The 18,172-nt window shown below is 53.6% G+C and carries 18 protein-coding genes and 1 pseudogene; 10 read left to right on the forward strand and 9 right to left on the reverse strand.

The features are described 5' to 3' along the window. Nucleotides 1-21: 21 nt before the first annotated feature. The gene (locus E2481_RS19105; protein WP_250137888.1) at nucleotides 22-459 is read right to left on the reverse strand and encodes a universal stress protein; all 438 of its coding nucleotides are present in this window, start codon (nucleotides 457-459) and stop codon (nucleotides 22-24) included. Between the two features lie 211 nt (nucleotides 460-670). After that, nucleotides 671-1,312: a dienelactone hydrolase family protein gene (locus tag E2481_RS18155; protein ID WP_136718570.1), complete on the reverse strand. Its 642-nt coding sequence runs from the start codon at nucleotides 1,310-1,312 to the stop codon at nucleotides 671-673. Nucleotides 1,313-1,418: 106 nt separating this feature from the next. Between E2481_RS18155 and E2481_RS18160 the strand changes: the two genes are divergently transcribed. Next, nucleotides 1,419-2,063: a phosphoribosyltransferase gene (locus E2481_RS18160; protein WP_136718571.1), complete on the forward strand. Its 645-nt coding sequence runs from the start codon at nucleotides 1,419-1,421 to the stop codon at nucleotides 2,061-2,063. On the opposite strand, the gene E2481_RS18165 is transcribed toward E2481_RS18160, so the two are convergent. Beyond that, a complete protein-coding gene (locus E2481_RS18165) occupies nucleotides 2,055-2,525 on the reverse strand; it encodes an AAA family ATPase (protein WP_169302496.1) in 471 nt (156 codons plus the stop codon). The genes E2481_RS18160 and E2481_RS18165 overlap by 9 nt on opposite strands. A gap of 2 nt (nucleotides 2,526-2,527) precedes the next feature. Then, on the reverse strand, nucleotides 2,528-2,722 hold the full coding sequence (locus E2481_RS18170; RefSeq protein ID WP_136718585.1) for a DUF2196 domain-containing protein: 195 nt from the start codon (nucleotides 2,720-2,722) through the stop codon (nucleotides 2,528-2,530). A 144-nt stretch (nucleotides 2,723-2,866) separates the two neighbouring features. Between E2481_RS18170 and E2481_RS18175 the strand changes: the two genes are divergently transcribed. Continuing rightward, a complete protein-coding gene (locus tag E2481_RS18175) occupies nucleotides 2,867-3,742 on the forward strand; it encodes a universal stress protein (RefSeq protein WP_136718573.1) in 876 nt (291 codons plus the stop codon). 783 nt (nucleotides 3,743-4,525) lie between these two features. Here E2481_RS18175 and E2481_RS18810 read toward each other — a convergent pair. After that, the gene (locus E2481_RS18810) at nucleotides 4,526-4,765 is read right to left on the reverse strand and encodes a hypothetical protein (RefSeq protein WP_169302495.1); all 240 of its coding nucleotides are present in this window, start codon (nucleotides 4,763-4,765) and stop codon (nucleotides 4,526-4,528) included. Here E2481_RS18810 and E2481_RS19265 point away from each other — a divergent pair. The 3 genes and pseudogenes from E2481_RS19265 to E2481_RS18190 all read left to right on the forward strand — a co-directional run. Continuing rightward, nucleotides 4,695-4,929 (forward strand): annotated as a pseudogene (locus E2481_RS19265) (sulfite exporter TauE/SafE family protein); the annotation flags it as partial. The gene E2481_RS18810 and the pseudogene E2481_RS19265 overlap by 71 nt on opposite strands. 403 nt (nucleotides 4,930-5,332) lie before the next feature. Then, on the forward strand, nucleotides 5,333-7,159 hold the full coding sequence (locus tag E2481_RS18185) for a PKD domain-containing protein (protein ID WP_169302497.1): 1,827 nt from the start codon (nucleotides 5,333-5,335) through the stop codon (nucleotides 7,157-7,159). A 112-nt stretch (nucleotides 7,160-7,271) separates the two neighbouring features. Then, nucleotides 7,272-8,390 (forward strand): hypothetical protein, encoded by a 1,119-nt coding sequence (locus E2481_RS18190; protein WP_136718575.1) that lies wholly within the window; start codon nucleotides 7,272-7,274, stop codon nucleotides 8,388-8,390. A 157-nt stretch (nucleotides 8,391-8,547) separates the two neighbouring features. Here the strand turns inward: E2481_RS18190 and E2481_RS18195 are convergent, their stop codons facing one another. Together E2481_RS18195 and E2481_RS18200 are read right to left on the reverse strand one after the other, a co-directional pair. After that, a complete protein-coding gene (locus tag E2481_RS18195) occupies nucleotides 8,548-10,512 on the reverse strand; it encodes a hypothetical protein (protein ID WP_136718576.1) in 1,965 nt (654 codons plus the stop codon). Beyond that, on the reverse strand, nucleotides 10,512-11,138 hold the full coding sequence (locus E2481_RS18200; RefSeq protein ID WP_136718577.1) for a hypothetical protein: 627 nt from the start codon (nucleotides 11,136-11,138) through the stop codon (nucleotides 10,512-10,514). The genes E2481_RS18195 and E2481_RS18200 overlap by 1 nt, the downstream gene beginning before the upstream one ends. A 214-nt stretch (nucleotides 11,139-11,352) precedes the next feature. Between E2481_RS18200 and E2481_RS18205 the strand changes: the two genes are divergently transcribed. From E2481_RS18205 to E2481_RS18220, 4 genes are all read left to right on the forward strand, one after another. Then, entirely contained in the window at nucleotides 11,353-11,649 is a 297-nt protein-coding gene (locus E2481_RS18205) for a hypothetical protein (RefSeq protein ID WP_136718578.1), read from the forward strand. 4 nt (nucleotides 11,650-11,653) lie between these two features. Then, a complete protein-coding gene (locus tag E2481_RS18210) occupies nucleotides 11,654-12,274 on the forward strand; it encodes a hypothetical protein (protein ID WP_136718579.1) in 621 nt (206 codons plus the stop codon). Between the two features lie 152 nt (nucleotides 12,275-12,426). After that, nucleotides 12,427-13,707, forward strand: coding sequence for an ATP-binding protein (locus tag E2481_RS18215; RefSeq protein ID WP_136718580.1), 1,281 nt, complete (start codon nucleotides 12,427-12,429; stop codon nucleotides 13,705-13,707). Nucleotides 13,708-14,164: 457 nt separating this feature from the next. Further along, on the forward strand, nucleotides 14,165-14,824 hold the full coding sequence (locus tag E2481_RS18220) for a hypothetical protein (protein ID WP_136718581.1): 660 nt from the start codon (nucleotides 14,165-14,167) through the stop codon (nucleotides 14,822-14,824). 1,161 nt (nucleotides 14,825-15,985) lie between these two features. Here the strand turns inward: E2481_RS18220 and E2481_RS18225 are convergent. Then, nucleotides 15,986-17,068 carry a GNAT family N-acetyltransferase gene (locus tag E2481_RS18225; protein WP_136718582.1) on the reverse strand — a complete coding sequence of 361 codons (1,083 nt, stop codon included), beginning with the start codon at nucleotides 17,066-17,068 and terminating at the stop codon, nucleotides 15,986-15,988. 79 nt (nucleotides 17,069-17,147) lie between these two features. Beyond that, the gene (locus E2481_RS18230) at nucleotides 17,148-17,375 is read right to left on the reverse strand and encodes a hypothetical protein (protein WP_136718583.1); all 228 of its coding nucleotides are present in this window, start codon (nucleotides 17,373-17,375) and stop codon (nucleotides 17,148-17,150) included. A 281-nt stretch (nucleotides 17,376-17,656) separates the two neighbouring features. Here E2481_RS18230 and E2481_RS18235 point away from each other — a divergent pair, with 281 nt between their 5' ends. Further along, nucleotides 17,657-18,079, forward strand: a complete 423-nt coding sequence (locus E2481_RS18235; RefSeq protein WP_136718584.1) for an AlbA family DNA-binding domain-containing protein — start codon at nucleotides 17,657-17,659, stop codon at nucleotides 18,077-18,079. The last annotated feature ends 93 nt before the right edge of the window (nucleotides 18,080-18,172 follow it).

Here is an 18,172-nt window from a genome sequence, read left to right on the forward strand (position 1 = left end):
TGGGATGTTGAACGGCGAGAGTTACCGGCCTATTGCTGGGGACTGATTGCCGGGAGTCCACATCAAAGCCCTACCCTCAAGGACCGAGGCGCAGAGCGCCGAGGGAGTAGGGTAGGGTAGTTTACTCGACAGTTCGATTCCCTGATTCGCTGCGGATTCTGCAGCCTCATCGAGGACCTTCCGACCCCGTTTTTCGGCATCTTCGATGTTCTCGATGATGAGTCGCTGCTCGGCGTCGACGAGATCAGCGACAGGCTCGGTCCCACCTTCCGCATAGATTTCGGGGTCGACCGCGTGGACTGCCGTTATCGACGGTTCCTCACGCATCGCTGTGGCGAGTTCGATGACGTAGTCGAGTGCCCGTTCTCCGGGTGTAGAGCCGTCGACTGCGACGATAAATCGAATACTACCACGTTCGACCTTCAGAAGAATAAGCTCCTGTCGCGACTCGTGTGACACGTAGCAAACGGAATCCCACCCGTGGACGGGTGGGTAGTTCGGGCGGTGTCGATCGGCCGGCCTTCGACTTCTTCGGCTTTCGATATCGTCATAGACAGCACACCGCTCAGTGATTCCCTGCCAGCTACGCGCTCCCTGCTCCAGTTCGTTTGCCAACTCGTGGCTGTTGTCTCGGTATCCTTCCGTGATGTTCCCGGCTGTACGAGTGGGCTCAGTGGAGTGACTCCTCGAACCAGTCGGCTGCGACGGTTGCGACTTCCTCGAGTTCTCCCTCCCCCTCGAAGAGGTGGCCAGCACCCTCGACGACGTGTACCTCTTTATCACAGGTGAGCTGGTCGTACGCCTCGCGATTGAGTTCGAGCACCTGCGTGTCCGCACCGCCGACGATGAACAGGGTTGGCGGCTGGATCTCAGTGAGCACCTCCGAAGCCATATCGACCCGTCCACCGCGCGAGACGACGGCGCTGATGTCGTCACCGAGTCGTGCTGCCCCACGGAGTGCTGCTGCAGCCCCCGTGCTCGACCCGAAGTACCCAACGGACATCTCTGCCAGTCCTTCCTGCTCCCGTAGCCACTCCGTCACAGCCACCAGTCGATCTGTCAACAATGGGATGTCGAAGCGGTTCTCCCGGTCCCGGTCTTCCTCCTCGGTGAGGAGGTCGAACAACAGCGTTCCAAGGCCGCGGTCACGGATGACCTCGGCCACGAAGTTGTTGCGCGGGCTCTTCCGACTGGACCCACTTCCATGCGCGAAAACAACCACGCCAGGGGCATCTGCCGGGAGTTCGAGCATCCCTTCGAGTTCGACGCCATCAGCTGGAATGGAAACCAGGTCCTCGGTTGGTGGGACCATATCCTAGCTACACTAGCAGTGTGTATTACCCTCACGGAACCTCTAACCCCACAGGTACCTTCCGTATGTTACTTTGTGCCAAGAGTCGTCTCCGTACGTGAGACTCATGGAGGGAACTCGCCAGTTCACCGACCGTGAAGACGCGGGAGAACAACTCGCTGGGGCACTACAGGACCAGGAGGTTGCTGCGGATATCGTGCTGGCAATCCCCAGAGGTGGGTTACCACTCGGCCGTGCTGTTGCTGATGCCCTGGACGTACCGCTCGATATCGTGGTGGCGAAGAAAATCGGTGCACCAGGGAACCCGGAGTACGCCATCGGGGCCGTCGCAAGTGACGGCAGCGTCTGGCGCAATCCGGAGGCGATGGGAGACAGGGGAATCGACGAGGACTACTTCGAGGAACAGCGCAGGACAGAAGCCGAGAACGCACGTGAGAAGGCCGAACGCTATCGAGGTGAGCAACCGGAACCCGACCTTCGGGACAGAACGGTCGTCGTCGTGGACGACGGTGTGGCCACTGGGTCGACGATGAGAGCCTGCCTCCGGAAACTGCAGGACGCCGCTGGCGCCCGTATCGTGGTCGCAGTGCCAGTCGGTCCACCGGACACCATCGACGACCTGAATGCGATGGTTGAGGAAGTCGTTTGCCTGGAGACGCCCAGTCGGTTCATGGGGGTCGGCCAGTTCTACGAGCACTTCGAGCAGGTTTCCGACGAGGAGGCCATGGAGTACCTGGAATCGTCATCGTGACTCGTGGACCGCCCTCGTGTGTGCGGGGAGTGCTGACAGGATGTGGTCGACAATTGCCTGCGGTGACTGCTCGGTGACGTCGACGGTGATATCGGCATCCGGCTGGTCGAACTCATCCCAGACGATGTGGACCGCCCGCTCGTCGATAGCGTCCGCACGCTGTCGGTTTCGTTCGATACACGTCTCCTTGTCGGCATGGAGATACACCACGACGACGTCATCGAGTCGCTGAAACCGCTCCTGCCACTGACGCTTGTAGAAGGTCCCGGCCACGATCAGGTGTGTCTCTGCATCGACCACGCGTTCGTACAGCCGGTCGTACGTGTTGCGAGTGAACTGGTCCGAGTCGAGGACGTCGACAGACAGCCCACGGTCTTCGAGCCGGCTCTGTAGCAGCCCTGCAACGGTTGTCTTGCCGACCGCTGGTGGGCCACAGATGAGCACGATCACGGGCAACTCCACCGTCAGATCTCAGGACCGATCTGTTTGACACGCTCTCTCGCGCCAGATTTGAGCGTCACGAGAATTCCCTCCGGATGTGTGCGCTCGTCAGTTCGGACGGCACCGACCTCTCCGATGATTCGGTCACCGTTTTCCTGATCGATCTCGACAGTCATCCCCTGACGGAGTTCGTCCCGCGTGGGCAGGTCAGCCGCCATGTCTGCCCAGACGGCATCGAGCATCTTAGCTGGATGCGTCCTCCCGGCAGCGAACATGTCGGCATCCATACGGACAGCCATTGTATCGGCCATCGCACATCTGCCTCGGGGCTTCTTGACGCCGGACGTAGAAACGCGAGTGGCATGTACCAGGATATCCTCATACCGACCGACGGTAGCGCCGGGGCCGAGGAAGCGGTTGCACGAGCGCTCGACCTGGCGCGCGTCAGCGGGGCCACCGTCCACACGTTGTACGTCGTCGAGATGGGCGAGGAATCGGCCGAACTCGATGCCGAACAGCAAGACGAACTTCGGGAGGCCGCGACAAACCGCGGGGAATCCGCGCTGGAAGAAATCGCCGAGGCCGCGACGGACATCGATTCCGAGATCAGGACCGAGGTTCGGGAAGGAACGCCCAACGAGGAAATCCGAGCGTACGCGGCAGACCACGGCATAGACCTCATCGTGATGGGGACCCACGGGAGAACGGGGGCAGAGCGTGCCAGTCTCGGCAGCACGACCGAGCGCGTCGTTACGCTCGGAGATGTGCCCGTCATGTCGGTGCGTCGGAACGGGGACGCCGAGGCGTTCCGATCTGGCTACGGGATGTACGATCATATCGTCATCGCGACGGACGGCAGTGACGACGCCGAGCGTGCAGCCACACACGGCATCGAGATAGCCGAGCGCTACGGTGCCGACGTGCACGTGGTGTACGTCGTTGATACGGCCACGTTCGATCTCCAGGATGCACCGCGAAGTATCGTCGGGCTACTCAAAGAGGGTGGACGGTCGGCCGCCGAAGCGATCATGACCGAAGCCCGAGATTTGAATCTGCCCGCCGAAGCAGATGTGTTACGCGGCATTCCCGAAGAAGAAATCCTCGACTTCGCCGACGGTGTCGATGCAGATTTACTCGTGGTGGGGACTCGCGGCCGAGCGACGACGGGGGACCGACTGCTCGGGAGCACCACTGCGAGACTCATCGAGCGCGCTGAAATGCCAGTCCTGACGAGATGAGCGTCGAAACGCTCTGTCAGATCTGTGAGGCAGCCACCGCTCGACACCAGTGTAATCGGTGTGGCGCGATGGTGTGTGAGACGCACTACGACGAAGACAGCGGCTTATGTACCGAGTGTACTGCCGAAACTGGACCACGCTGAGAATCGGCTTCACAGACGCAGTCGATGGGAGCGAATCCTGGTTGTTTGCCGTGGCGAGAATATCCCTCCAGGCTCCCGGTGTTGAAGAGTGCCGTCCCGGCGAGTTCCTCACTGGTTTCCGTCAGTGAGGGGGTGAGTCAAGCGTCGAGCAGCCTATCGATCGTCTCCTCATTGGCCCCGCTCTCGAAAAAGGAGACGATGCTGTCAGCAACCTCGGGTCGAGTGTACAGTTGACGCCGACAACTGAGTTGGACACATCGAATCACCGGATGACTCTCTCAAGCGGAGACAATCCGAGAAGCACCGTTATCACGGTGTTATGAGATTTATATGATGCTTTTAGCTATCATACTACCAGACTAGGATGGATTGGAAAAGGGAATAGTGAAACCCTCGACCAACACTGCAATTGGTTTGTCCCAACCACCCTGATCAGGCAACAATAAGACTTGTCAGACACTAATACATGGCAGAAATCCAGTGAGAGAGCGAGAAGATCAGGATGCTCCGACAGGGATTCGAACCCTGGTCATTGCCGTGAGAGGCCACGTCTCTCCGCACGAACTACAGTTTAGCATGGAGAGTGGAATTTGCCGATATCGGTGTGAATCGGGAGTACAGATGACCTGATCGACCGATTTCACTGATAAATACCCGGTACATTGCCCCGACGGCAACTTGGGTTGGGACGAATCCCGAGAATCGTATCATGTTCGAGCCAGACGACCGCGGGCGTATTGACGTACTGGTCCTCCCCCTCGTCGGCGTTGAGCGTGATGGCGTCTACGGTCGCTGTCGCTTGGAGATTGTCCGGGCCGCCGAGGGTCGCCGTCGCAACGAGCGTGTTCGTTCTCGCGATCGCCGCTGGTGCAGGTGCCATCGTCAACGCGCTGATGGCGACACCCGTCTGGTACGTTGTCGCGTGGTTGATTCCGGGTGTTCATTGGCGGTACCGTTGGGACGCGGGTCGGCAAGTACCTGCTGAGCGATCTCATGGTGGTCAGACTAGGTATCGTGTTCGGCATCGTCGGCATAACTGCCGTTGCTGTCATCACCCCAGTCATCGCCCTCGTCCTCGGACTCGTCGACGTCGGTTCTGGATTCGCTCATCTGGCGACCAAGCAACTGCACAACAGTGCAGAGTTGTAATATGTCACGGCCTACCTTTTTGCGAAATCATACCTAGCCGAACTTGCTCAGGCCAACAGTACTCGCAATAATTATTTTCCAGCAGTAATTATAGTGTATATGAATGAATTCGTCTCGTCGTTCATTTATTACCGCTTTATTTGCCCTTGGTGCAGGTGGCCAGTTTAGTGTTGAAACTACCCCTAATTTGCGGTTTTCTTCCTATGGACATCCAGGATCGGCACAACAGGGTGATTCGATTACCGTAGATGCGGGTATCGAAAACGCGGGGTCAACCGCTGCTGAAGCACGAGTTGAGGTGGCAATCGAGGAATTCGATCAAGCAGGTAAACCACTCATCGGGGTATCTGAGGAACGTGTTATTGATCCAGGGGCTGACTACGAATTTGAAATTCAGACGGATCCATTAAATTTTGAGCCGGGCGATCACGAATTACTCTTCACAGCACACAGATACGATGACGAAGAGAACGATTGGGTCTACGTTAATAATGATACAGCCAGTCCTGGGATAACTATTGAAGAGTCAAGTCCTGACTTGCGGGTTCGGTCCACGGGGCATCCAGGCTCGGCACAGCAGGGTGATTCGATTACAGTAGATGCAGGCATCAGAAATGAAGGCTCTGCTACCGCAGAGGCGCGCGTGGAGTTGCTAATTCAAGAATACCCAGAAGGAGAACCACGGATTGGAGTTTCTGAGACGTACGCTATTGATCCAGGAACCAAACAGGAATTTGAATTTGAAACTGAGCAGTTAAACTTCGAACCAAGATCACACACATTAGCGTTTATAGCAAATCGATATGATAGTCAGAAGAATGATTGGGTCAGATCAGACCATATGAATTCTGATATAATTATTGAAGAGGCGAATGCACCCCCTGTGGCCAGTGCTGGACAAATTCAGTCAGTTGCCGAGGGATCAAATGTAGAACTTGACGGGACTAGTTCGGAGGATCCTAATTCGGACTCGCTTACTTACACTTGGGAGCAGATTAGTGGCCCACCGGTAGATTTTGCTTATGCAGGTACAGCGACACCGGAGTTCACAGCTCCGGAAGTTGACCATACCCGCGAGTTGCAGTTCGAACTTACAGTGTCAGATGGGAACGGAGGTTCCGACATTGACACCGTGGAAGTTCGGGTGAACCCGGCTAATGAGGATCCAATTGCGACTACTAGCCCTGACAGAACAGTCTCGGAACGTGAATCCGTTCAGTTGGATGCAACAGCGTCAACTAGTCCAGATGGGGATTCGCTAAGATATTCTTGGGAACAAATAAGTGGCCCATCAGTCACAATAAACGGATCTGCCACAGGTAGACCGACGTTCACGGCACCTGAAGTCGAGAGAAACACCACCCTTTCTTTTGAATTGACCGTCAGTGATGGAAACGGGGGCTTGGATACTGATCGCGTGGAAATTACAGTCGAACCAGTGAATGAGTCTCCGATCGCGGAGGCCGGACCCGATCAGAGGGTTGATGAGAGCAGTACCGTGCAGTTGGATGGGAGCGGCTCAAACGATCCAGAAGGGAATTCACTGAGTTATTCTTGGAGGCAGATCAGCGGGCCTTCGGCCGAAATTGATGATAGAGAGAGTGCGGAACCCGTAATACGGGTCCCAAATGTCGACAACGAACGAACGCTATTGATTGAGGTTACAGTGGATGACGGGAGTGGCGGTCTAGACAGCGATACAGTTCGTATAGTCGCCAGCCCGGTCAGGAATTCAACTACTCAAACCGAAATATCAGGGAGATCTGAGGTGTCTGGGAATGCTGCTGTGGATTCAGAGAACACTCCCAGAGACACGGTAGACGGATTATCATCGGCAACGACTGATGAAACACCGATACCACAATCAAATATCAATACCAAAGGGACGAACAATTTAACTCAAACTCGAAAGACTTCGTCTGGGACTGAGCTGAAATTGCCTGCCCCCCCTTGGGCTATCAGCGCTGGTGGTACCCTCGCAACGGTCTACCTTGCTAAACGGCTTCTTGCTGGAGAAGAGCCTAATGAAGAGGTTGACCCCGGAGAAGGACACCCGACACTCCGAGATGAAATAGAAGATGAGGAACTAGTCGAAGAAATTAATGAAAGGCGTCCGGATGAGTGAATGTAATTAATAGTCCGCCAAGAAACTGGTTGGTAGGGGTGGTCGATTTTTCCAGGCATAAATACTTGATGGCCCGTAAGTTGTATATGTCAATAGAAAGTATAGGTTACCAATGGGGGTATTAACTTTGAATCGAATCGAAACTAAGCCGCAAGCCTACTGGGCCAATAATCGGGATACAATTAGACAGAATCTTCAATCAGACGACCAGAGTGCTCGGAAAAGAGCAAGTTACGCGTTTTTGAAAGTGGCAAAGACAGCCACCATCGAATCTCTTTGTCAGGACTTTCTTGATCATCTCAAAGCTAATCTTGATACCAACGATGAAACGATTCAAGTGAATACAGTCGGTAGTGTTGCAGCCCTATTTCGGCGAGGACCAGAGCAAATACAGGAAGACCTCGCGAGTTCTGAAGTCGTTGCAGACCTTACCGCTACTGTTCGCTCGGATGAGATCGATTTATCTGAGAATGGTTTACTAGCGCTTTTGTTTTTGAGCGTGGAATGTCCGGGATATCTGGTAGTCACTGATAAAACCCTCGAGCTATTACAAAGTAGATTAGTTTATGAGGATGAACGATCGACGTATGCCGCCCTCGCACTAGCTAACGTTGCTTATCACGACCCCACTGCCATCAGTGGAGATCTCCCGAAATTTAGGCGACAGCTTGACTCAACACGCGAAGAACGAGTTTTCGCAAGTATAGCATATTGTATCGGCCAGTCGTTAGCCAACTATACCGGTCCTAACGGAAAAGAGCAGGTGGAGACTACCAGTAGGGTTATAGCTCCGTTAGCTGCCTTCGCTGCCAATAAGTCGAACTCCCCACCTCTCCGAGCATTGGTCCTCGAAGCACTGGTTCCATTCTGCAAGTTGTGGCCTGAGCGGGTACTTGATACATCAGTCTCCGAATTGATCGGGAATAGTTTGAACACGCTTGATGAATATACCACTCTAGCTGGTAGCGCTGCGAAGGTTCTCGCCGCACTCCCCGATGCTCCGGCTCAAGCGGACGAGGCTGTTCTTTCGGCACTTGAAGCGGCTACTAATGATGAAGCAACAAAAGAAGCCGTCAAAACACTACGAACAGACAAGCCTCGGCGTCTTCGGGACGAGGTATTTGACGCTGTACCTTCCATCGAATATATTGATAAAATGATAGTCGAAGTTTCTAACAGCCGTAATGTCAACATCCTCTCTCCCGGTGCAAAGAACATATCCTCTAAATAATATGAGACTTGGGTTTGATCAACTGTAAACTTCGTTGTCTTCCTCACCCTGTTCACGGAACCAGGAGAGTCTATATTGACCATCCTTGATTCCCAATATTAACGGCACTGATTGGATAAGCTCCGCAGGTATTCGCCAATCTCTGTGTTTAGGTTTCTTAAAGGTCAAGATATAGCCCATCAGATCGCTGCCGCCTTGTTCCTGTACCCGCCTCATCCAGACGTGTAAATGCTCGAGAAACAGTATACTCGTCAAAATCGTTTTGTGCAACGACTGTATCCACCGATACGTGATCAACAGAGCCAATATACTCTTCGCGAATCCTCTTTATGCAATCACTGGTGACCTCATTGCGTGATTTGAATGAGAACAGATCAGAATTATCTTTCAACAGTGGCTCGGTTTCGTCGTAAATAATCCTGCGACTCTGAAGATCGACCAGCACCAAGTCAACCTGCCTGCTGAAAGACACGGCATTACCGCGGGCAACGGAACGCTCTACTGTATCGGTCCAACCAGTTGGAGAGCCAACGGCCAAGATGTAGCGAGTGTCTTCACTTTCTGCATTTCTAACAACATCGTTCACAACTTCTAGCAGGTCTGCTTCCGTTCCAGGCCGGTCGTCAGCTCCATACCGCGCAAACATCTCAAGATGTGGGAGAATCCGTGCTTCAAGTACGAGTCGACGTTGAGTGGATATCGGGAGCCGTCCGGATTCACGAACGACGAACCGCGACTTACGACCGAGCGGGTATTGCCCGAGAACTCTATCTATATTGTCAACGCTCTCCTGATAATCTGTGAGGAGTTGCCGCATTTTCTGTCGGTTGTCGCTTCGCGAGTGGTTTTTACGCCAGTATGAGGAGTCAGCAGCGAATGTATCACCATCAGGTAGTGAAATTTCGGGAGCTTCATGCACGGCAGTCTCGAAGCGGCTTGAGTAATCGAACTCGGCGATCCGTGCCTCGGTTGCATACACTGTATCAGTCGTTTCTTCCTCGCGGACCGGTAACTCTCCATGTTCAAGCGCAGAGCGGTTAATTTCAAGCTCCTCTCGTGTTGCTTCCAATTCGGCCCGCTCTGATCGGAGTTCGGAAACCTGCGCCGCAATCTCTGCTTTTTGCTCTCGGAGTTGTTCAAGTTGGTCGGTGAGCAGCTGCTCGTACTGCTCGGCTAACTCTTCTTCAGATAGGGCCTCCTCTAATCCGTCAATTGTCTCCTCTAAGGACGACAGCTTCTTGCGGTGCATCGCAATCTGCTCGTGCAGTGCTTCCTGTTGTTCTTCCTGGCGTTCGAGCAACGTATCGACACGGTTCAACAGCCTGTCGACGCGATCTTGGCCAATGTTATCCCCAGAATCATATGTTAGACGGTGAAGTTCGTCAGTCAGTTCGCGACGTTCGTCTCGGATACTCTGATGGAGTGACTGGGAGAACTCGTCTAGCGAATCTTCAACGATATCGGATAGTTCGTCACCGATGGTGGCTCGTTGGTTCGCTGCTTCAGCGGCTTTGAGGACTGCGTCTTCCATCTCATCAGCAACGTTCGGGAGGCCGTTGTACCTGATGTAGACCCCGACTGCCTCTTGGAGATCGCTGAGTCGGTCGGACGCCAGACGTTCGACGGCCTTCATCTCCCGGTCGCTGAGGCTTGAATCTGTTCCGGTGAGCGCCTCGTTGAGTGTCTCCAGCTGCGGGGCGACTTCATCACGGATGAGGTCGTACAGTTTCCCGTCGCGACTGGCGATCCGCTGTTGAAGAGTCTCGCTGTCCGCGTCGTAGACGTCATACTGGCGGTACCCGTCTAGGGTTTTGAGTTTCTTGAGTACGCCTTCTGGATACTGGGCGGCGATCGTGCCGTCCGGGCCTCGATGGGTATAGTCAGCGGTTGCTAGCACGAGGCAGGCTTCCTCGATCTTGAGTAGCAGGTTGTCGTAGAGATCTTCGTCAGCTATCTGGCCCTCACGGTACGCCTCTCGGATCTCAGTTCGACAGTCGAGTAGGGTTTCGTATTCGTCTTCGCGTGCGACTCGTTTCGTTTCTCGTTGCCAGTTCTGGATACCATCTTTAATTATTTGTTCTGCGGTTCGCCGACAGCGGCCTTTAGACTGGTAGTCGCTCATTATAGAAATCCCTCCATTTCGTCTTGGAGATACTCTATGACCACACGTGGAGCTTCACCATACCCGGAGGTGAACACATGAATTGTTACTGTACCGTCGGGATTACTCGAGGTATTGTACCAGCACGTAGCTGTGCCTTTCCGCGTACTGATGGTGTACACGTCGTTGGCGGGGTCAGCGACGGTGGCATTCCGTTTGTTCATGAGACTTTCAAATAACCAGTCAACGCGGTCGGTGTCGACGTCAGTTTGGATGCTGAAGTCGAGTTCTTTTTCAGACGGTGTCGCATCGACGTCTTCTAATCGGTCGATTTCGACATCGTTGATGTCGTCGACTTTTGCTGATAGATCTTCGTAGAGTGCTTGGACATCATCAGTTTCTACGATGCGGGCGAATCCGCGTATCGGCTCTGCTTCGGTACTATCCCGGTTGTTGAGTAGGTATTCGACGCGCTTGCGTTCAGCTTCGTCAGTATAGTCGACAACAATAAGATATTCTTCATAATCTTCGTCTTTGTCCCCAGCGCGTTCAGTTGGTGTTGTCTGGTTGCCGGGTGATGCATCGTCGCTGTGAAGTTGGTCGTGGTCATCTCGTACCTGTTCACCTTCGGTCATCGCGATCACCATTATGCATAACCCACCGTTCCGTTCCTCCCCACATAAGTCTGTGTGTGATATAGACCACTCTGAATAAGTTGTTTTGAGGAGGTTATCAACGCACTGGCCGGATTTTCTCTGGTTTAAGCCATAGGAAACATTTCTAAATAACACCACACTCAGAGTATCTCGGTTATTACCCAAAGCACTAAGTATCCCCACAACAATCTCCGAATGTGGAGATATGACAACTGAGCTGATCCAGACGGTGATCGTCATCGGAGGGCTCAACCTGCTCATCGGGGTCGCGTACACCATCACGGTGTACCAGGCCCTCGAGCGGGTTCCCGCCCTCACGGCGGCAATCGGGTTTCTGCTTGCCACCGCTGTCGTGGCAACGGAAGCACACCTCGGCGAACAGTTACTCTCAGTCACCGTAGCTGAGATGAAAATCCTCGTGATCGCGAGCGTACTCAGCGCGGCGCTGGGTATCACCTCAATCACCGCAGTGTTCAAGCCATCGACCAACACCAGATCATAGAACCATGGACCCACGCGAGTACATCAACGAGAAGTTCGGTATCAAGGACGGAGGCCAGTTGCTCGACCCCGACTACTACTCGGACCCCGAGCTCCAAGACGACCGCTTTGACGCGGAAGTCCAGCGGAAGGAAGCCAAGGAGATGATGGAAGCGCTCAACCGGGAGAAAGAGGAACTCAAGGAAGAAGGAGTTGGCGCTCCTCCCAGCGAAAAAGAGGCCATCGCGACGGAAATTGAGTCAATCGACATCATCTACGACCAGCACGAGGCCAAGTTTCAGGAGGCGACCGACGAACTGGCGCTGTTCAGGGTCATCGAGGGCCTGCGCAGCCGAATGAACACCGGGGAAAAGAACTACGAGAAAGCGATCGACCAGACCAGCGAATCCGAAATCAAGGCCGAGGTCCGGGACGTCGCTCGTGACCTGAACCGTGACGCTGGGAAGATCAACTCGATTCTTAAGCAGCTGAAGATTTCAACCCGGATCACCACCAAGTCCGCCGACAGCACCGGGAAGAGCAAGTACGTCGAGGAGATGGAGCGGCGGGAGGACAACCGTGAGTACTCCGCCTCCGACTCCAGCTCCACCAACTCCAACCGGGACCGCGGCCGTAGCCGGAGCTAATCCGGCTGCCGGTCTTTAGTGAACATCTTTCGACGTGTCTGGGCGGACCGAAACCGGCCGAGTCCAATCGGCTCGGCCGGCGGTACCGTTTCGCGCATGGAAACCACTACACAGTAGCCACGACCAGCGACGAGCCACTGCACAATCATACGATGTACGATTCAAATCCACGCGATCCAGACGACGTGCACAGAGAGTACAAGGACCGCCTCGATGCTGCCGAGTCCGCACTCGACAGAGGAGACCATGGCCGCGCAGCGGATCACTACCGCGCTGCAGCGGACGCCAGAGAACAACTCGGGCAAATCCAGGGCGTGGACTACTCTACCAGAGTCCAAGAGCTCCGGCGCATCGCCGACCGTGCGGAGAAAGGCGACCGCATCGAACGCGTGGACAACGGCGCCAGTGGTGGAAACAACAACTCCCACCACGACCACGATGAGGATGATGCCGGCGGCGGTGAGGGTGACGACCGTAGGTCGGAGTTCCGTGAGGTTATCGAGAGTTTCATCATCGACACGGACACCACATGGGATGACATCGGCGGCCTTGAGGACACAAAGACAGAACTCCGCCAGACGATCGCTCTAGGAGCTGTGGGCCAAAAGCCCCACGCGGTTCAGGAAGCCCAGTCTGCGCTCCTCTTTGGGCCGCCGGGTACCGGGAAAACACTGCTCGCGAAAGCGGTTGCCAACGAGATGAACGCGACGTTCTTCAGTGTTAAACTTGGGTCGCTGCTCAGCAAGTGGTACGGGGAGTCGAGCCAGAAAATCACCGCGCTATTCGATGTCGCCAAGGAGCTGTCCCCGTCGGTGATTTTCCTCGACGAAGTCGACGCCCTGACGACGAGTCGTGGGGGGAGCAGCGATGATGCGTCCCGCAGGGTACTCAACACCATCCTATCAGAGCTGAGTAGCCTCAACAACAACGAGTCGTTCACGTTCGTGCTCGCGAACACCAACACACCTTGGGATCTCGACTTCGCGATCCGGCGCCGGTTCCCAAAACGGAAGCTTGTGCCTCTCCCGGACGTGTCCGCCTGCACAAAGATCACGTGCGTCCACACGACCGAAGGCGGCGTGTCATTCGAGGGGGATCCGCAAGCCCACGTGCCGAGTGAGCTACGCCCGAAGGTTTCCCGGGCATCGACCGTGCCCGAGGCCATCGGCCAGGCGTGTCACGAACAGGGGTACACCGGGAGTGACATCGCGGCACTCGCCCAGCGGGTGACGACCAGAATGGTCCACCGTGTCAACCCCGGGTTGGCGGACAAAGCCGACGAAAACCTGACTGCACTTAGCGACGAATCACTCGAGGTTGCGCCGATTTGCCCTGACGAGACTCGAGCAGCAATCAACGCGACCAGTGCTTCGCTCTCCCAAGAGGATCTAACCCGGTTCCACGAATGGGACGAACAGTATGGGACGGGGTGATTATGGAAGGGCATCTCCGTCGGCGTGGGTATCACCGGACTAATCTCCAGGGAGACGACTATGGCTATCGCACAGCCGTTCACGGGGTATGAACCGCAGAAGGTTCCGGACCGGGTGGGCGTGTATGAACTCGGTCGGCCCGCACCGACCGCCACGGGGTACAAGGTGGTGTATATCGGTTCCGGTCGGTTACCGAGACGGTTGCGTCACCACGACCGGTCCGACAAGCATTGGTCGGTATACCGTGTGGAGCTCACTGAGTCAACCCGCTGTGCCCGGCAACGTGAACGCGTGCACCAGCGTCGGTTCCTCGAGCGGGAAGGCCGGTTACCCGTGTACAACGACCAGATTGGGTGACACGATTCTAAATGATTCCAGTGGCTGTGTTGATGTGTCTGGCCAGGCGAATACTTATGTCTCGACAGTGGAATATGTGTGATAACAGAGATCACTACGGATGACCGCATCATACCAGGAGATCAAGACCCTAGAAGCTCTTACCGGAGCACGAGAGACACTGCTGGATCCCGAGTGCGGTCCACAGGACGTCGAGAGTGCTCTCCAAACCGCTGTCGACGCGTTGGAGAAAACAGGTGTTGATCCCGAACCCGTTGTCGAGCACTTGAACAAGCATATCCAACTCACCGGTGAAGATGGATTTCCATCGACGTCTCGCAGACAGTGCCACAGCACTCTTAGCCGCGTTCAGGCTGAATTACGCCAGGAGTTTGGCGCCTCTCCTGGCCCGGACTGTCCTCAGTGTGGGACTGCACTCCCCAGGGGCACGAGCGAGACGTACTGCGCCGAGTGCCGAACTGGTAGTCTGGATCCCAAGGAGGAATCCTCCCAGGAAGTTGCCAGCACTGTGGAGTTGGTCAGTCAGATACTGGAGTCAGCTGAAGACGCAACCAACCTCAATCTGAACAGCGATAACAGCACTAATGTCCACGTCGGAAATCAGCAGACCACCCATGATACAAACAACACAAATATCAACATAAACAGCAATAACAGTACGAACGTGGATATCGATGGAGAGATAGATAGAGATATTACGATACCGGACGGTCCCGGTTCGGATATCAAAATCTCGAACGGTGACGAATCGTCCGAGTGATTCTAGCACCGGCACAGAACGGGTTAATTTGCGCCAGGAAGTCATAGAACAGTTCCCACACCTTCTCTTGGTCACCGTCGGTTGCTCAGTATAGACGGAAGATACACCACCGTGGTCAAAAATATAGACAGAATCTGTCAAGGCAAGCGTGCGAGATACAGAGAGTCCATGCAGCATAGGTTCGAGATACCGGGATCTACCAACGTCGGGGTTTGTAGTAAACTACGACGTTCGCCGGACGCCGTGACACACCCCGAAGGGAGGATACATTACAGTACGTCAGACAAAGTCACAAAATGTACCGATAGTATGTTTCGCCGCAATTGGAGCATATTATTGGTGGTGCTGAAATGCCTATATGTGAGTTCTCTTCTGGTCCTACAGTACTATGACCACTGTCTGGTTCTATAGTATCGATGTGCGCTTTGTCGTCTGGGTCGATTTGCTTATGATTCGGTCTTGAGTTTTCTTGACCACATTCGGGACACACTGGCATATACGCTATTTCATCCCCGACACATTTCATACCCAGTCGTCGTCAAACGGTATATTGTCTGATTACAGTCCAATGTCCTCGTGGCTTTCCTCACCGTCACGTTCGGGGAGTGGCGGTAGATGGACCCCATCAAACTGTTCTATAATCAATTGGTCAGGTGGTCCCGATGCGTCAACATCGCCGAGAGTGTGTCCCTCTTGTTCGTCGTTTTCCATGCTATACTGTTGATTAGTCGAACACTAAACATTTTGGCAAATACAGGCTACTCCTCGCCGGCGCTCGGGTTCGGGACGTCGAACCCGTCCCTGTAGCACAGCCAACACGGGAGCTCGGCGTCGGCGTCCCAACAGTCGCAGTCCTCGGGCTTTCGTGGGTGCTGTATTTGCGCACTGTATTCAGCAACCAGCTCACGCTAATATTCAACGTTGACAAAATTCATAGCAGTCAGTGGACACACAAAGTAAGCAATTGAAAGACGAAAATGTAGTCTGTTGCAGCTACTGTTTAACCACGGCTACACTGTACCACCAGTCGCCTCGGGGCCCAGCATGGCGAAGCGTCAGCCAGTATTCGCCGAGAATCCCATTCATAAATACTGGAATGCTGTCCGTCCGTAGCGTTCCCTCTACGGTCCACCGGTGGGTGGGTTTGACGATCGGCGACAGTTATAATGCATTCTGGAAATCCGTAACAGAGTCGGCTTTGTCCATTCCGTCCTGCCAATCGTTGGCAACACCCCGAAGCAGGTAATGCTCAACAGCTTCTGGTTGCCCTTCAAAATAGCCTAGCTTTTTGAAGAGAGACCTTGATTTGTCATTTAATTCCTCTACATAGAAGAAGTCATGGTCACAGAAATTTTGCACCCATGCATTTATTATAGTGGACGCAATTCCCTGTTTTCTGAAACTCTTACGTGTGAATAGCTGTTGGAGGGAGGGGTGACCATCGGATTCGGTCGCCCATGTGAGATAACCAGCTATACTGTCATCCGTCACATAAACTAACGCCTTTTGTTGGTCGGGGTTATAGTTAGAAAATGAGTGGCTGACACTACCACCAATCATCCCCATGAACGCAACCACATGTTCTATTTTTCCAACCCTTTCACCATCACTATACAATAAGTAATCAGATTGGCGAGCCGTATCTATGAAGTTATCAGCTGTTTCTCCATCGAGAACCCAATTCGCATCTAAAGCCTTCTCCTTACGGATTGGACTCCGTTCGTACTCGATACCGTGTAGTCGGGAACAGTTTGTACACATATAGACACGCTCATCATCGATTGTAGAGAGACCTGGCCCGGCCTTAACCTGTGATTCACCGATTGAACTACAGTCACAATTTTGTTGAGCACTTTTGATTTTCTCAGCCATTGGTGGATTTCCGTAGGGAATGAACGCCATGCCAGTGATATCCAATAGTTTATCGCCGAGTACACTGGCTAATTGTTCTACGACTCGTGCATCCTCATTAATTAGACCGACACTTGGCTCTAAGAGGTCCTCGCTATATACACTGAAATCATTTTTAAAATCGTACTCTGTGAATAAATTCCAACTTTGAAAGTCATGATAGAAGATGGATATGGCATCGTCTCCAAGTATCATCGCGCTAATTATCCAAGGAACACCGTCCTCTTTAACCGCAAGCGGCACCGTAATCTCTACATCTTCACGGGCATTTGTTTCACGGAGCCATCTCTCAGTTGCTGGCTCTGGAGGAAAGTCTAGTCCATCAAATTGCATACTAAGAATTGATTATCTACCGTTGGTATTGTTTCTTTGTAATTTGAGACACTCTAACAGATCTTCCACGGAGACAGTATTATTCGACGGAAACTCCAACAAGCTCAGCGATTTTCCCCACCACTTTCCCTACTTCAGCCGCGATCTCCTCCCGTTTCATCCACTTTGTAATATACATACCATCCCGATCCTTCCTATACGCTGTTTCTCCTTCCCCAATGTCGTGCGCTTCTTGGTAAATATCCTCAAGAACCTCGGCATTGACTTGGATTTTTCCACTAACGAACTCTGGTGGCTTTGCAAGCATTCACTCAATAAGCGTTCGTTGTGGTTTGGCGCAGACGGCGTCAATCACTGATTCCTATGCCATTTCATTTTAGACCTATATTCAGGGTTCCTCACCAAGGCTGAGACGCAATATCTGAGAACAGTTCTGTGTTGAGTATGGTCTAATTTTTGTAGAGATGGACTTTGACTCCTGAACTAACATGAAGATGAATAGGGAGAGGAGCATCTGCGAGAGCAGATTGAGTCCTTATAGCCGATTTTTCCTCATAAACTTATCCGGCTTTACTCACATGCTGAGTTATGGACAGTCAGCCCTTCCCGTCGAACGTATCTGAGTGGACATGGGATACGCTAGAGTCACTCGCTGAATCCGGACAGGCAGAAAATCTGTATCTTGAGTACAAACGCCATCTTCGGTATCCTAAGAAAGACTCGGCAAAATCAGAAACGGAGTGGAAACGAAACGTTGAACGGGAATTTACGGCCTTTGCCAATGCGAGTGGTGGAATTATTGTATTCGGGATGACCGATGACGGTGAGCCCGCTCCTTTTGAACCACCAGCACACGAGATATCCCGGACAGTCTCTCAGCTAATCCAGAATACCACGCCGTTAGTAGAGACAGACGTCTCGAATCCCATTCGCGTCCCAAGCGATAGAGCAGACAGGATTGCATTAGCTGTACGTGTGCATCCGTCTTTAGCTAAGAGAAGAACCGCGTGACAGCAGCGGCTTATCGAGGAACGTTTTTGTGAGGAATGAGGAGGCGACGAGTGTGCACAACGACACCTCCTCATCGAGAATTATGCGTCGGCT

The organism is Halorientalis salina, assembly GCF_005049285.1.
Lineage (GTDB): Archaea > Halobacteriota > Halobacteria > Halobacteriales > Haloarculaceae > Halorientalis > Halorientalis salina.

Bases quoted from the DNA above. Each gene is read 5' to 3' on its own strand.
- E2481_RS18230 (WP_136718583.1), bottom strand. From the start codon at position 17,375: ATGCTTGCAAAGCCACCAGAGTTCGTTAGTGGAAAAATCCAAGTCAAT.
- E2481_RS18190 (WP_136718575.1), top strand. From the start codon at position 7,272: ATGGGGGTATTAACTTTGAATCGAATCGAAACTAAGCCGCAAGCCTAC.
- E2481_RS18235 (WP_136718584.1), top strand. From the start codon at position 17,657: ATGGACAGTCAGCCCTTCCCGTCGAACGTATCTGAGTGGACATGGGAT.
- E2481_RS18220 (WP_136718581.1), top strand. From the start codon at position 14,165: ATGACCGCATCATACCAGGAGATCAAGACCCTAGAAGCTCTTACCGGA.
- E2481_RS18215 (WP_136718580.1), top strand. From the start codon at position 12,427: ATGTACGATTCAAATCCACGCGATCCAGACGACGTGCACAGAGAGTAC.
- E2481_RS18155 (WP_136718570.1), bottom strand. From the start codon at position 1,312: ATGGTCCCACCAACCGAGGACCTGGTTTCCATTCCAGCTGATGGCGTC.
- E2481_RS18210 (WP_136718579.1), top strand. From the start codon at position 11,654: ATGGACCCACGCGAGTACATCAACGAGAAGTTCGGTATCAAGGACGGA.
- E2481_RS18225 (WP_136718582.1), bottom strand. From the start codon at position 17,068: ATGCAATTTGATGGACTAGACTTTCCTCCAGAGCCAGCAACTGAGAGA.
- E2481_RS18160 (WP_136718571.1), top strand. From the start codon at position 1,419: ATGGAGGGAACTCGCCAGTTCACCGACCGTGAAGACGCGGGAGAACAA.
- E2481_RS18170 (WP_136718585.1), bottom strand. From the start codon at position 2,722: ATGGCGGCTGACCTGCCCACGCGGGACGAACTCCGTCAGGGGATGACT.
- E2481_RS18810 (WP_169302495.1), bottom strand. From the start codon at position 4,765: ATGGCACCTGCACCAGCGGCGATCGCGAGAACGAACACGCTCGTTGCG.
- E2481_RS18205 (WP_136718578.1), top strand. From the start codon at position 11,353: ATGACAACTGAGCTGATCCAGACGGTGATCGTCATCGGAGGGCTCAAC.
- E2481_RS18200 (WP_136718577.1), bottom strand. From the start codon at position 11,138: ATGGTGATCGCGATGACCGAAGGTGAACAGGTACGAGATGACCACGAC.
- E2481_RS18195 (WP_136718576.1), bottom strand. From the start codon at position 10,512: ATGAGCGACTACCAGTCTAAAGGCCGCTGTCGGCGAACCGCAGAACAA.
- E2481_RS18175 (WP_136718573.1), top strand. From the start codon at position 2,867: ATGTACCAGGATATCCTCATACCGACCGACGGTAGCGCCGGGGCCGAG.